This window comes from Streptomyces griseofuscus, from assembly GCF_014673495.1.
GTDB lineage: Bacteria > Actinomycetota > Actinomycetes > Streptomycetales > Streptomycetaceae > Streptomyces > Streptomyces murinus.
In genome coordinates this window covers 6,933,954-6,947,827 of record NZ_CP051006.1, presented here as the reverse complement: position 1 = coordinate 6,947,827, position 13,874 = coordinate 6,933,954, and the positions used below count along the sequence as shown (strand labels likewise).

General features: G+C 71.7%; 12 protein-coding genes. 5 read left to right on the top strand and 7 right to left on the bottom strand.

Going from position 1 to position 13,874, the window contains the following annotated elements; all coding sequences use genetic code 11:
- Positions 1-148 precede the first annotated feature (148 nt).
- Both HEP81_RS31655 and HEP81_RS31650 read left to right on the top strand, forming a co-directional pair.
- Positions 149-583 (top strand): uroporphyrinogen-III synthase, encoded by a 435-nt coding sequence (locus tag HEP81_RS31655; protein ID WP_037650925.1) that lies wholly within the window; start codon positions 149-151, stop codon positions 581-583.
- A 100-nt stretch (positions 584-683) separates the two neighbouring features.
- Positions 684-941, top strand: coding sequence for a hypothetical protein (locus HEP81_RS31650; RefSeq protein ID WP_037650926.1), 258 nt, complete (start codon positions 684-686; stop codon positions 939-941).
- On the opposite strand, the gene HEP81_RS31645 is transcribed toward HEP81_RS31650, so the two are convergent.
- Complete coding sequence (locus HEP81_RS31645; RefSeq protein WP_037650929.1) at positions 904-2,076, bottom strand: acyl-CoA dehydrogenase family protein; 1,173 nt, start codon at positions 2,074-2,076, stop codon at positions 904-906. The two genes, HEP81_RS31650 and HEP81_RS31645, sit on opposite strands and share 38 nt — an antisense overlap.
- A 1,397-nt stretch (positions 2,077-3,473) precedes the next feature.
- On the opposite strand from HEP81_RS31645, the gene HEP81_RS31640 reads away from it, so the two are divergent.
- On the top strand, positions 3,474-3,635 hold the full coding sequence (locus tag HEP81_RS31640; RefSeq protein WP_157854311.1) for a hypothetical protein: 162 nt from the start codon (positions 3,474-3,476) through the stop codon (positions 3,633-3,635).
- A 9-nt stretch (positions 3,636-3,644) separates the two neighbouring features.
- Here HEP81_RS31640 and HEP81_RS31635 read toward each other — a convergent pair whose 3' ends face one another.
- The 4 genes from HEP81_RS31635 to HEP81_RS31620 form a co-directional block, all read right to left on the bottom strand.
- Entirely contained in the window at positions 3,645-3,785 is a 141-nt protein-coding gene (locus HEP81_RS31635; RefSeq protein ID WP_106979826.1) for an SCO1431 family membrane protein, read from the bottom strand.
- Between the two features lie 102 nt (positions 3,786-3,887).
- Positions 3,888-5,273, bottom strand: a complete 1,386-nt coding sequence (locus HEP81_RS31630) for a peptidase C39 family protein (RefSeq protein WP_037650931.1) — start codon at positions 5,271-5,273, stop codon at positions 3,888-3,890.
- Between the two features lie 235 nt (positions 5,274-5,508).
- Complete coding sequence (locus HEP81_RS31625) at positions 5,509-7,038, bottom strand: amino acid permease (protein ID WP_220511542.1); 1,530 nt, start codon at positions 7,036-7,038, stop codon at positions 5,509-5,511.
- Positions 7,039-7,129: 91 nt separating this feature from the next.
- Positions 7,130-8,086, bottom strand: coding sequence for a hypothetical protein (locus HEP81_RS31620; protein ID WP_172637010.1), 957 nt, complete (start codon positions 8,084-8,086; stop codon positions 7,130-7,132).
- 272 nt (positions 8,087-8,358) lie between these two features.
- Here HEP81_RS31620 and HEP81_RS31615 point away from each other — a divergent pair, with 272 nt between their 5' ends.
- Both HEP81_RS31615 and HEP81_RS31610 read left to right on the top strand, forming a co-directional pair.
- Positions 8,359-8,985, top strand: coding sequence for a uridine kinase family protein (locus HEP81_RS31615; protein WP_375139881.1), 627 nt, complete (start codon positions 8,359-8,361; stop codon positions 8,983-8,985).
- Positions 8,986-9,412: 427 nt separating this feature from the next.
- Positions 9,413-11,272, top strand: a complete 1,860-nt coding sequence (locus tag HEP81_RS31610) for an AAA family ATPase (protein ID WP_037650939.1) — start codon at positions 9,413-9,415, stop codon at positions 11,270-11,272.
- Between the two features lie 93 nt (positions 11,273-11,365).
- Here the strand turns inward: HEP81_RS31610 and HEP81_RS31605 are convergent, their stop codons facing one another.
- Positions 11,366-12,424, bottom strand: coding sequence for a hemolysin family protein (locus HEP81_RS31605; RefSeq protein ID WP_037650941.1), 1,059 nt, complete (start codon positions 12,422-12,424; stop codon positions 11,366-11,368).
- Positions 12,421-13,755: a hemolysin family protein gene (locus HEP81_RS31600; protein WP_037650942.1), complete on the bottom strand. Its 1,335-nt coding sequence runs from the start codon at positions 13,753-13,755 to the stop codon at positions 12,421-12,423. Before HEP81_RS31600 ends, HEP81_RS31605 begins: the two co-directional genes overlap by 4 nt.
- Positions 13,756-13,874 lie beyond the last annotated feature (119 nt).

Here is a 13,874-nt window from a genome sequence, read left to right as displayed (position 1 = left end):
GTCATCTGCGCGCGGCATGTGACGAACGACACACCGTTCGAACAGGCTCCGTGATGTTCTCGTGATTACCGCCGAGAGCGGACGGGAAGTGCTTGCTGTGGTCGTGGCCGCCGAGCCTTTCACGGCCCAGCCTTAGGGGGAGAATCCCATGCAGAGTGTCAAGCGCCCTGGTCGATCCGCGTCCAAGCGGCAGCAGCCGCTGGTCGAGCCCGAGCCGGAGGGCGTCGAACCCGACGCCTTCGAGGACGAGCTGGACGCCTACGACACCTTGGAGATGTACCGGGTGATCTGCCCGGACTGCGCGCAGCCGATCGCGCTGCTGGCGGACGAGGAGATCCTGCCGGAGCACGCGCTGTGCGCCTCGCCGTGGAACCCGTTCGGGCTCACCGTGTGCGCGGGTACGGGCCGTTCGGCCACCGACGCCCGTCCCGCGGACGAGTCCGTCACGCCGCAGGAGCAGGACACCGCGCTGCTGCTGACGCTCCCCCAGGGCCTGGACTGGCGGACGCAGCCCTTCTCGCACGTCGGCGGTCCGGGCTCGCGCCCGATGCGGGTGCCGGAGATGCGCCAGCGGGCCGCCTGAGTCCCGCGCACCGGAGCCGGTCCGGCGCCGGACGCCCCTGGACTGACGCTCGATTCGGGCGGGCGGTGACCTGTGTGCCGGGTGTCGCGTTCTCACGGGTATGACATCCCTGCACCCGGTCACCGGGCGTCAGCGCCGTATCTTCGTCCCGCACCCCGCGGTGCCGGACCGGTCCGCCGCCTCGCAGGACCCGCCCATCTACCGCGATCTGCTGCGTGCCTGGGCCGATCGCGGCCGTACCCTGCCGGGCCGCCAGGACCCCGAGTGGGTGCGGCTGGCGGCGCCGACGGTGCGTACGGGTCAGTTCGGCGCGGACCGGTTCAGCGGGCTTCGGGTCCCGCCACGTGACGGGCGATGACCATCCGCTGGATCTGGTTGGTGCCCTCGACGATCTGGAGCACCTTGGCCTCGCGCATGTAGCGCTCGGCCGGGAAGTCGGCGGTGTAGCCGTATCCGCCGAGGATCTGTACGGCGTCCGTGGTGACCTTCATGGCGGTGTCGGTGCAGTGCAGCTTGGCCATGGCGGCCTGCTTGGCGAACGGCTTGCCGGCGTCGCGCAGCCGGGCCGCGGCGAGGTAGAGGGCGCGGCCCGCCTCGATCTGGGTGGCCATGTCGGCGATCATGAAGCGCAGGCCCTGGAAGTCGGCGATGGGGTGGCCGAACTGCCGTCGTCCGGTGGCGTAGCCGACCGCTTCGTCCAGTGCGGCCTGGGCGACGCCGATGGCGCAGGCGGCGATGCCGAGGCGGCCGGAGTCGAGGGCGGACAGGGCGATGGCGAAGCCCTGGCCCTCCTCGCCGATGCGGCGGTCGTCGTCGACGCGGACACCGTCGAAGTGGACCTGGGCGGTGGGCGAGCCCTTCATGCCCATCTTCTTCTCGGGGGCGGCCGCGCTGAGGCCGGGGGTGTCGCCGGGCACGAGGAAGGCGGTGATGCCGCGGGGGCCGTCCTCGCCGGTGCGGGCCATCACGGTGTAGAAGTCGGCGATGCCGCCGTGGGTGATCCAGGCCTTGGTGCCGGTGATCACCCAGTCGTCGCCGTCCCGTACGGCCCTGGTGCGCAGGGAGGCGGCGTCGGAGCCGGAGGCGGGTTCGGACAGGCAGTAGGCGCCGAGGAGTCCGCCGCCGAGCATCGCGGGGAGGTGTTCGACCTGCTGCTGCTTGGTGCCGTGGGTGGCGAGCGCGTAGGTGGCGAGGGTGTGCACGCTGAGGCCGAGGCCGACGGTGAGCCGGGCCGCGGCGAGCTCCTCAAGTACCTGGAGGTAGACCTCGTACGGCTGGTCGCCGCCGCCGTGCTCCGCGTCGTACGGCAGGCCGAGCAGGCCGGATTCGGAGAGCAGGGTGAAGACCTCGCGCGGGAAACGGCCCGCGTCCTCCTCCTCGGCGGCCCTCGGGGCGATCTCCCGCCGGGCTATCTCCCGGACGAGGGTGAGCAGGTCCCTCGCCTCGTCCGTCGGCAATTGACGCTCCACCGGCTGCGGGTCGCGGTCGGACATGGCGTCGGTCTCCTCCCTGATGGGGAACCGGCGGCACGGCCCACGGGTCAGGGCGGCTCCGCCTGATCGTTCCGTTACGGCCACGGCGCGTACTCCCGGATCACGGAAGCCCGCTGACCAGCGGCTGCGCTGAGTATGCCCGAACATCGGACTCCCGTCACCAGTTAACGACCGCTCACTCAAACATTCCAGCCGGGCGCGGGACGGGGGTGTCGCGGGGAGGTCTCCGGGACGGCTGAGACCACCACAGGAGCCGACATCACGGCCACCGGCAAACCGGAATCCGGGGCCGGCCACGACCGGGATTCCGCCGGAGCTGGAGTACCGGAATGGAGCGGGTCGGAGTGCCGAGCCGGACCGGGGCGCCGGGACAGGCCGACCCCGGACGCGGAACACCCGCAATCCGGAGCGATCAGCAGCCGAGGCACGAGCAAGCGCAACGCCCCAGCCACCCGGACATCCGGAGTCCGACCTCCCGAGACGCTCACAACCGGAAGCCCGCCGACCGGGCCTGGAGTACCAAAGCGACGGGGCCGAAGGCCAAGGCAGGCCGGGAGGCCAAGAGAGGCCGGGCCCGGGCGTGAGGCGCTCGGGACGCGGGACGGTCGACGGCCAAAGCATGACGGTGCGACGCGTTAGCCCCCCGGGGCTTCCGGGGGGCTGACCCGTCGGCACAACCGCGGCCAGAAGCCCGCCGGCCGAGCCTGAAGTACCGGAGCGGCCGGGGCCGGACGTGAGGCACTCGGGATGCGCGACAGTCGACGGCCAAAGCATGACGAAGTGCGACGCGTTAGCCCCCCCCGGGGCTTCCGGGGGCTGACCTGCCGACGCAACCGCAGCCGGAAGCCCGCCGGCCGAGCCTGGAGTACCAAAGCGGCCGGGGCCGGACGCGAGGTGCTGGGGATGCGGGACAGTCGGCGGCCGGAGCATGAGTAGGTGTGGCGTCTCAGCCCCCGGGCGTCTGGCGACCCACATGTCCAGGCGATCGCGGTCGAAAGCCCCACGGCCCGACGCGCCGTAAGGCCCCGTGGCTGGGTCGCACGGGGTTCAGGTGGCAGGCGGGAGCGGAGTCGGGTGAGTGGGCTCGGCGGAGTGGGGCGTGTCGGCTCCGGGGCGCGCTGGCCGGAAGCGGCGGGCGGGAGGCCGGGAGACCCCAGGTCAGGAGCCCGGGTGGCCGCGGCCGGAAGGCGTGGGCCCGCAGCGGGCCGCCGCGAGGGTCGGGGCGCGGGTTCGCGGTGCGGCACTGGTTCCGGGAGCGGACGCCGTAGGTCCGGCGCGCGACCCGTGCGGCCGGAAACCGCTCCCCCGGCGTTGACCTACTGGTCTAGTCCTCCTACGGTCCATGACCGGCGCGTCAGCGCGTGCGGGTGTTTCTCTCACGGATGCGAGGAGGCACGATGCGGCATTCTCAGCGGCTTCGGATGCGGACGCTGGTCTCGGCGGTGTGTGCGGCCGTGATCGGCGCCGGACTGCTCCTGGGGGCGGGAGCCGTCAGCGGGGACCGGGCCGGGGCCCTCCCGCACGGCGATGCCCCGGGGTTGATCAAGTCCCTGGAGTAGGCGCCGGATTCAGAGCAGGCCCAACTGGGTGACCAGCATCGCGGTGACCACGACGAGCACCCAGCCCAGCACATGTTCGAGGATCTTGGGCCCGTTGTCGCGGGGACCGCCGGTGCGGGCGCGGGTGGCGGTGGCGGAGTGTGCGGTCATGCTGGTACTCACAGAGGTCGGACGTACAGAGCGGTCTCCCCCACCCGTCCGTCCACCTTGCCACCCGCGACGGCGTACGCGGCGATGAGCTTGCTCACATGGTCAGCGCACCCCCACCGCGGCCAGGGCCTTGCGCTGGTGGGCGCTGGGGCGGGCCGGGAAGTAGAGGTAGCAGACCCCGCCGGTGCCGGAGGAGACTGCGCCGGTGGCGTTGTACCGCTTCGTCCTCAGCCAGATGTTCTCGAACTCCCGGCGCTTGTACACCCGTCGTACCGCGTCGTCCCCCGGCGAGGCCGGATCGTTGGCGATCACATCGCCGTCCGCGGTGAAGCCGATCACCGTCATGAGGTGTCCGGACGTGCCGTAACCCGCCCCGGTCAGCTCGGTGCTCAGGAACGACTGGGACGTTATGGCCGGGATGCCGGCCGCCACCAGCGTCTCCAGATCCGTCAGCGAGACGAGCCGGGTGACGACGCCCTGGAGGTCGGCGAAGGTCGCCGCGTAGGCCGCGTTGAACGGCCAGTTGCCGCAGCCCTCGTACTGGTAGTCGTAGGTGAAGCGCGCGGCCGCGTCGACCTGTGGATCGGCGTAGGACGGGTCGATCCAGGACAGCTGCTCGGCCGTGAGCCGGCCGCCCCAGTACTCCACGATCATCTGCGAGGAGGTCGGACTGCACCACGCCTCGCCGCCGTTGTCGTACTGCGGGTACTGGCCCTTGTGGATCTCCTGCGAGTAGCGCGGCACCACCAGTTCCTGCGCGAGGCCGGGCGTGGAGGCCGGGACGGTGAAGCGGTCGGGGATGTCGGAGCCCATCGCGCCGAGCCGCCACACGGTCGGGGTGAGCCGCGTGCCCGGCCTGCGGTAGAGGGTCAGGCGCAGCCGGTACGACACGAGGCGCAGTCCGGTGCTCGCGTCGTCGATGGCGAAGGTGTCGGTCCAGATGCTGCTCCTGCCGTCGCTCTGGCCGTCCACCGAGGTCCGCTTGATGTCCTGGTCGCCGGCCGCCCAGCGGCCCATCACGTACCAGGGCGTGTCGCCGCCGTCCGAGTACGTCCCGCTCAACTCCACCTGGATCCAGGTGCCGTCGGGGGTGTGCGCGTTCCAGGAGGAGACGACCTCGGTGGCCGGGACCGTGAGCCGGTACCGCGGAGCGGTCCAGGTGGCGTACTCCCAGGTCGCGGTGGTGCCGGTGTGCGGGTCGGTGTAGTCGACGGTGCCCGCGGGGGCGCCGATCTCCACACCGGGGCGGGGGCCGGAGACCGCGCGGGCACCCCGGGCGGTGCCGGTGCGCCACTCGCTGTAGGTGGTCCAGGCGTGGTAGTCGACGGGGCGGGCCCCCGCCCGGCCGGGCTGGTCGGCGGCGACCGCCCGGGCGGTCGCGGTCCCGCGCTGGGCGGCGGCCGCGGCGGGCGTGGCGGCGCCGGCCACCGCGGCGGCGACCGCGACGGTCAGAACCGTTCTGCGGGAAGGCTGTTGGGCTCTGCTCATGGGCGCGATTACCCCCAGGTGTCCGGAGTCATGGCTGGATCATGTGCACGTCGTGCGCCAACTATGAAGCAGCCGCAGGGCCCCTGCCAGCACTTGGGCGGATGCCGCGCCATGAATATTGGTCTGATCCGGTGGCGGTGCGGGCGCAGGGGGACAAAGGCCCCGGCCCCGGACCGCGGAGGCGGTGCCGGGGCCGGGGCCTGGAGGCGCGGGGACGCGCCTGGGTCCGTACGGATCAGACGAGGTCCATGGCCGCGATCTCGTCGGGGCGGCCGTAGCTGATCGGGCCCTGGAAGCGGCGGCGCGCGGTGGCGAACCACCAGACGGTGGCCACGAGCAGGACGACGACGAGCGCGATCGGCGCGTAGTTGAAGGAGTCCACGGTGATCGGGGACGCCTGCGGCAGCATGAACAGGACGCTGCTCAGCGCGATCCAGATCACGGCGAGCCAGCCGACCGGCTTGCTCCAGCGGCCCAGGTTCCACGGGCCGGACTCGAAGGCGTCACCGAGCCGCAGCCGCAGGAAGATCGGGACGGCGTAGGCGAGGAACAGGCCGACCACGTTGACGCTGACGATCGCGGTGAAGGCGGTGTGCGACCACCAGCCGGGCACGATCAGGGCGAGCGAGCAGGCCACCGCGAGCCAGACCGCCTTGACGGGCGTACGGGTGCGCGGCGAGACCGAGTGCCACAGCCGGGAGCCGGGCATGGCACCGTCGCGGGAGAAGGCGAAGATCTGCCGGGTGTTGCTGGTGAGGTTGGCGAGGCCGCAGAAGAGCATCGCGCCGATGACGATGAGGAGCATGACCTTGGCGGTGGTCAGGCCGAGGCCGTCGATCAGGATCTGCACGGGCGGCGCGCCGTTGGCGGCCTCCTTGGCGTAGTCCTTAATGCTGTAGACCAGTGCCAGCATCAGGATGAGACCGGTGATCGCCGAATAGCCGATGGCGCGGGTGATCCCCTTGGGCGCGTTGACCGTGGCTTGCACCGTTTCCTCGGACATGTGGAAGCTGCCGTCGAAGCCGGTGAACGTCCAGCTGGTGACCAGCAGGCCGAGCATGCCGCCGTAAAGTCCGCTCGTGAAGCCGGTGTTGTTCTCGAAATGCGTGACGAACGACGCCGACTGATGGTGATCCGGTATCACTATGAGTGCGCCCACGATCACGACGAGTCCGATGAGCAGCCACCATACGGAAATGCGGTTGAGGACGGCGACGAGCTGGACCGTGTAGGTGTTGGCGAGCCCCTGGAGCACGATGATCAAGGCCGTGATCAGCACCGTCTGATGGACGGTCGGCTGGTAGGAGGGCCACTGGAGCTGCACGAAGGCCTGGATGAAGGTGGCCGCCGCATAGCCGGTCGCGGCGGTGCCGCCGATCTGTCCGACGAAATTCAACCAGCCCGTGTACCAGGACCAGGCGCCCTTGTGGCGCTTGGCGAGCTTACCGGCGGAGAAATAGAGGGCACCGCTCGTCGGATACGCGGAGGCGACCTCTCCCATGGCCGCGCCGATGAGCAGCACCATGATCGAGACACCGATCCAACCGAATACGAGAATGCGGGGTCCGCCCGCGTTCATACCGAATCCGAAGGACGAGAAGATGCCCGAAAGAATATTGATGATGGTGAAGGAGATCGCGAAATTGTCGAACGCCTTGAACCGGCGGGTGAGTTTCCGCGGATAACCCATCGCATGCAGGGTCGCGTCGTCGTCGAGCACGACCGCGTCTTCTCCGGCGCGGGCCTTGGCCCGGGGAGCAGACATCCGTTCTGACACAGATCGGCCTTTCTCTCGTGCCTCTCGAGCGCTCGGAGCGGCACTCGATGAGGGAGGACGGGTGACGAGCAAAGGAGGGTCAGGCGGGCCCGGGGACGGGCAGCCCGCAGGCCCGGCGCGCCCGGGAGAGCTGTTCGGCGGGGTCACCGAAGGCACTCCAGGGCATGCGTGAGGCGTAGGGGCCCATCGCCGTGAAGACCGCGCGGGCCTCGAACTCGCGCTGGCCCATGACCAGCGCGTGTGCGAGGTAGGCCAGGTCGAGCACCGGCGTGAAGCGGTAACTGGCCACCGCCGGAAGCCAGTTGTGGTAGATGGCGAGCGCGGTGGCACGCCACTGGGGCTGCTCCCAGACCCGGTCGGCGAGCAGCTGGGTCGGGTTGTAGCTCTCCACCAGGGCGACCAGGGGCAGCAGGCGCAGCGCGGAGTCGGCGGGCGCGCGCTGACTGAGGAAGGCGGCCACGTCCCAGGCGGCGTTGACCGAGCCGCCGTGCCGGGCGAAGAAGGCGGAGAGGAAGCGGTGGTGGGCCTCGCGGTGCCAGGGGTCCAGGCTGAGGATGTGCGCGAACAGGCGCCAGGGGCCGGGCGGCGCGGTGAGCAGGCCCTGCGGGGCGGGGTCGCGCAGCCGGTGCAGCCGGGCCATGGCGAGCTTGGCGACCCAGGGGGTGGGGTCCCGCGGGGCCAGGACCGCGGCCCGTTCGCAGGCGGCGAGCGCTATGCGCTCCAGGGCCTCCGCCCGGTCGTCGTTGCCGTCGGCGGCGCGCAGGGCGCGCTGGACGGCGACGCGGGCCCACATGAGGGCCGCCTCGGGCGAGGGCTCCTCGTCCAGCCAGCGTTCGACCAGGTCGGTGCCGGCCGCCTCGGAGGCGAGGACCAGGGAGCGATGGGCGCGCAGCGCGAAGTCATGACGTGTCTCCGCCAGTGCCTCGTACGCATGCCGATATCGGCCGGCGCGGACATCGACGCAAACGCCGGCCAGGACTCGGTCGTCGGCCGCCGGGTGCCACACATACTGCCCTTCGAATAACTCCGCGGCCATGTCCCCTGCCTTGTCCCCGTACCGTGTCCCCGGCCACCGCTTCTCGCGGTAGCGCAGGAGGCACCTTACTCAGCACGGCGGAGCCCCGGAACGCCGAATTCGACATATCGGTCAGCGATTCGAGAATGTTCATAGAAATGCGCGGGGGGACGCCGACGAGCGATAGTTCAAGAGTAACCTTCTTTCGTGGGGCACCCTCGTCGGCCCGGCCGCTATGCGCCGCTACTAGACTCTTTCCGGAAAACCCCCCACACCGCACCACACCTTCGGGAATCGTCATTCAGCACCTCGCCGCCCGGCTGCACGGGCTCCCGCCGTCCCTCGGACCGGTCCGGCTGATCGCCGTCGACGGGCACGCGGGCTCGGGGAAGTCGACCTTCGCCGGGCGGCTGGCCGCCGCGCTGGACGGGGCGCCGGTGCTCCATCTCGACGACATCGCCAGCCATGAGCGGCTGTTCGACTGGACCGACCGGCTGCTGACGCAGGTGATCGAGCCGCTGTCCCGGGGCGAGGCCGGGGCCTACCTCCCCTACGACTGGAACGCCCGCGCGTTCGGCCCGGCGCGCCCGCTGCCGCCCGCGCCGGTGGTCCTGCTGGAGGGCGTCGGCGCGGGCCGCCGCGCGCTGCGGCCGTTTCTGGCCGAACTGCTGTGGATGGAACTGCCCCGCGAGGAGTCCTGGGCGCGCGGCCGGCGGCGGGACGGTGCGGCACAGCGGGAGTTCTGGGACGGCTGGGTCGAGGCCGAGCGCGCGCACTTCGCCGCCGACCCCACCCGCCCCCACGCCGGGCTTCTGGTGCGCCAGACCGACCAGGGGTACGAGGTGCTGCCGGGGCCCGAGCGCCCCCAGGGATCGGGCCAAGGAGTGACCCACAGTGATGACTCCACCCCCATGTGGTGAAACTGTGAAGGCTCTTGTCGGCCAACTTCCTGAAGCGCCCCAACTTCGCTTGACCGGGGGGCCGTACAGGTCTTACGTTCTCAATGTGCGGCGATTCGAAGCCGCCCGAAGACGCGAAGCCCCCGATTGTTCCCCCGTGATCGGGGGCTTCGTTCTGCCCGTGTATCGCTTTCCGGGCCCATTCCGCGCCGATCCGATCACCCTCGGTCACTGAGGCGCCCCCGTTCCGTCCGCGATCCCCGCACCGAACGGCCTGTACCGCACCCTTCGGCACCCGGTACCCACGCGGGTACGATGCCCTTGGTGCGACCTTCGGCGGCAGCCTCGCGCACCTGCAACTCCGGTCCGCGGCACGGCGGTTCGGCCGCGGCGGCCGCCGGGCGACCGTCCGGCGGTGAACCACGGGGCACGGTCTGTGGGGGACGTGATGGACTTCGGCACGCAGGGCCCCGAGGCCCCGGCCGACCTCGCCTGGCTGCGCGGGGTCGACGCCTACACCATGGGCGCCTATCCGCAGGCGGAGGAGGAGTTCCGGGCCGCGGTGCGGATGGACCCGGGCATGGCGGACGGCTGGCTCGGGCTGCACGCGCTCCGGGCCGACACCACCACCGCGCTGCTGCGGATGTTCCGGCACCGCGAGCGCTTCGGCGAACAGCGCGCCCGGCATCGCCGTACGATCAACTCCTGGTACTGGCTGGGCTGGTGGGTGCAGCCGGTGCTGGAGAGCCCGCGCGATCTGCTGCTGGCGCACGCCTCGCACTGGCTGGACGGCCGGCATGTGCCCGAGCTGGACCGGGCGCTGGCCGGGCTGCCCCCGGTCGACACCGATCCCCAGGTCCGCTTTCTGCACGCCTGCCGCTCCTACCTGGTCAAGGACTGGGAGCAGTTGGTACGGCACACCGATCCGCTGCTGGACGATCCCCTGCTCGGCATAGAGGCGGGGCTGTTCGGCGGCATGGCCCGGGTCCGCCTGGAGATGTACGGCCAGGCGGAACCCCTGCTGTCGGCGGCGCTGATGCGGTGCCGCAGCGAGCAGCCGCAGCGCAAGGAGCTGCGCTACTGGCTCGCGCGCGCGCACGAGGGCACCGGCCGCTCCGCCGCCGCGCTCCCCCTCTACCGGGCCGTGCACCGGGTGGACCCCGCCTTCATGGACACCTCGGCGCGGCTCGCGGCGATCTCCGAGGGGGACGGGTACGACGACGCGGCCGATCTCGCCGCGATCACCCTGACCGGCGCCGGGGACACGGTGGACGGCCCCGACGGGTTCGATCCGTTCTTCGGCACCGAGGGGCGGGATCTGCGGCTGCCGGAACCTGAGCTGCCGACCGGGCCGCTGCCGGCCGTCGCCGAGCCGGGGGTCCGCGACCGGGGCGGGGTGCCCGGCTCGCCGCTGCCCACCGGGCCGACCGATCCCGCGCTGCTCGAACAGGCGCTCGCCGAACTGGAGCGGATGGTCGGGCTCGAACCGGTCAAGCGCCAGGTGAAGGCGCTGTCCGCGCAGTTGAACATGGCGCGGCTGCGGGCCGGTCAGGGGCTGCCCGTGCAGCCGCCGAAGCGGCACTTCGTCTTCTCCGGGCCGTCCGGGACCGGCAAGACGACGGTGGCGCGCATCCTCGGACGGGTGTTCTACGCCCTCGGGCTGCTCGGCGGGGACCATCTCGTCGAGGCGCAGCGGGCCGATCTGGTCGGCGAGTACCTCGGGCAGACCGCGGTGAAGGCCAATGAGCTGATCGACTCCGCGATCGGCGGGGTGCTGTTCGTGGACGAGGCGTACTCGCTCTCCAACTCCGGGTACGGCAAGGGGGACGCGTACGGGGACGAGGCGCTCCAGGTGCTGCTGAAGCGGGCCGAGGACAACCGGGACCATCTCGTGGTGATCCTCGCGGGGTATCCCGAGGGGATGGACCGGCTGCTCGCGGCGAACCCGGGGCTGTCGTCCCGCTTCACCAGCCGGGTCGACTTCCCTTCCTACCGGCCCGGGGAACTCACCGAGATCGGGAAGGTGCTGGCCGCGGAGAACGGGGACCAGTGGGACGAGGAGGCGCTGGAGGAGCTGCGGTCGATCGCCGGGCACGTGGTCGACCAGGGCTGGATCGACGAGCTGGGCAACGGGCGGTTCCTGCGCACGCTGTACGAGAAGAGCTGCGCGTACCGGGATCTGCGGCTGTCCACGTACGCCGGATCACTGACCCGCGACGACCTGGCGACCCTGCGCCTCGCCGACCTGATGCAGGCGTACGGCGAGGTCCTGTCGGGCAGGGGCCCGCAGGACCCGTCGCCCACGTAGGCGCCCCGAAGGGGCGCGGGGAACTGCGCGAGCGACCCACCACCGAGCCGCACCCGCACAGCCCCCGCACCGCCCCCCTTGAGCGGCGAGCGCCTACGTGGCGAGCGCCTGCTCCGGGAAGTCGGGGATCTCCCGGTGCGCGGGGTCGCGGACCTCGCCCACCAGCATCTCCAGGACGTCCTCCAGCGCCACCAGACCGAGCACCTTGCCGGACGCGTCGGCCACCTGGGCCAGGTGCGTGGCGGCGCGGCGCATCACCGTGAGGGCGTCGTCCAGGGGGAGCTCGGCCCGCAGGGTCGTCATGGGGCGCCAGATGTTCTGCGGCACCGCCCGTTCGGAGTCCTCCAGGTCGAGTACGTCCTTGACGTGGACGTACCCCATGAAGGCGCCCTGTTCCGTCGCCGCGACCGGGAAGCGGGAGTATCCCGTGCGGGCGGTGAGCCGCACGATCTCCCCCGGGGTGACCGCGGGTGTCACCGTGACCAGGGACTCACGGCGCAGCAGGACGTCGGTGACCGGGCGGGAGCCCAGTTCCAGGGCGTCCTCCAGGCGTTCCATCTCCTCCGGGTCGAGCAGGCCCGCCTGTCCGGAGTCCTCCAGGAGCCGGTTGAGCTGCTCGCTGGTGACGACCGCCTCGACCTCGTCCCTGGGCTCCACCCGGAACAGCCGCAGCACGGCCTGGGCGACGGCGCCCAGCGACACCGTGATCGGCTTGCACACCCGGGCGAACCAGACCAGGCCGGGGCTGAGCCACAGCGCCGCCTTCTCGGGCGCCGCCATCGCGAGGTTCTTCGGCACCATCTCGCCGATGACCAGGTGGAAGAAGACCACCGCGGCCAGCGCGATGACATAGCCGAGCGGATGGATCACGCCGTCCGGGAGGTGGATCGCCTCGAACACCGGCTCCAGCAGCCGCGCGACGGTCGGTTCGGCGACCGCGCCGAGCGTCAGGGAGCACATGGTGATCCCGAACTGCGCGGCGGCCATCATCTGCGGCAGCCGCTCCAGGCCGTACAGCACCTGCCGGGCCTGGGTGGTGCCGAGCGGTTCGATCTGGCTGCGGCGCACGGACACGAGGGCGAACTCGGCGCCGACGAAGAAGCCGTTCGCCAGCACCAGCAGGGCGGCGAGGACCAGTTGGAGCACGCTCATCGGGCGGCCTCCGCGATGCTCGCCGCCGGGGCCGTCCTGACCAGGCGGACCCGTTCGGCGCGGTAGTGGCCGACCTGGCGGACCGCGAGCCGCCAGCCGGGCAGTTCGGCCCGGTCGCCGGGAGCCGGGATCCGGCCGAGCAGGTCGGCGACCAGTCCGGCGACGGTCTCGTACGGCCCCTCGGGCACGTCCAGGCCTATCCGCTGGAGGATGTCGACCCGGCAGCTGCCGGCCACGTCCCAGGCGGGCCTGCCGTCCTCGGGCGGGGCGGCGGCCAGTTCGGGCACGTCCTTGGCGTCGTGCTCGTCGCGGACCTCGCCGACCAGTTCCTCGACGATGTCCTCCAGGGTGACCACGCCGGCCGTGCCGCCGTACTCGTCCACCACGACCGCGATGGGCTGTTCGCTGCGCAGCCGGGCCAGCAGGGGCTGGACGGGCAGGGTCTCGGGGACCAGCAGCGCGGGGCGGGCGATGCGGCCCACAGGGGTGCGCAACCGGTCGCGCGCCGGGACGGCGAGGGCGTCCTTGAGGTGGGCCATGCCCACGATCTCGTCGATCTTCTCCCGGTAGACGGGGAAGCGGGACAGTCCGGTGGCCCGGGTGAGGTTGACCACGTCCTCGGCGGTGGCCGAGTCCTGGAGCGCGCTGACCTTCACCCGCGGGGTCATGACGTGCTGCGCGGTCAGCTCGCCCAGCGAGAGGGTGCGCACGAACAGGTCGGCGGTGTCCTGCTCCAGTGCGCCGGCCTGCGCGGAGTGCCGGGCCAGGGAGACCAGTTCGCCGGGGGTGCGGGCGGAGGCCAGTTCGTCGGCGGGTTCGACGCCGAGGGCGCGGACCAGCCGGTTGGCGACCGTGTTGAGCGCGGCGATCACCGGCCGGAACAGCCGGGAGAAGTGGTGCTGGGGGCCCGCGACGAAGCGCGCGACCTGGAGCGGCCGGGAGACCGCCCAGTTCTTGGGCACCAGCTCACCGATCACCATCTGGATCGCGGAGGCCAGCAGCATGCCGACGAGCACGGCGGCACCGGAGGCGACACCGTCGGGCAGGCCGAGCGCGCCGAACGGGGTGGCCAGCAGCCGGCCCAGGGCCGGTTCGGCGAGCATGCCGACGACCAGGGAGGTGATGGTGATGCCGAGCTGGGTGCCGGAGAGCTGGAAGGAGAGTTCCTTCAGCGCGTCCACGACCGTACGGGCGCGCTTGTCGCCGTCGGCGGCGGCCTTCTCGGCCTCGGGGCGTTCGACCGTCACCAGGCCGAATTCGGCCGCCACGAAGAATCCGTTGGCCAGAATCAGCAGGAACGCGGCTGCGAGAAGCAGCAGGGGGGTGGTCACGATGCCGCCGCCTCCCCGGCATGTCGGGTGGGGGCGGCGCAGGTACTACAGGACGATCCGTCCATCGCCGGAGGGATTCACTCCTCGGGTCGCAGGAACCCCTGGCACCGGGCGGCGCA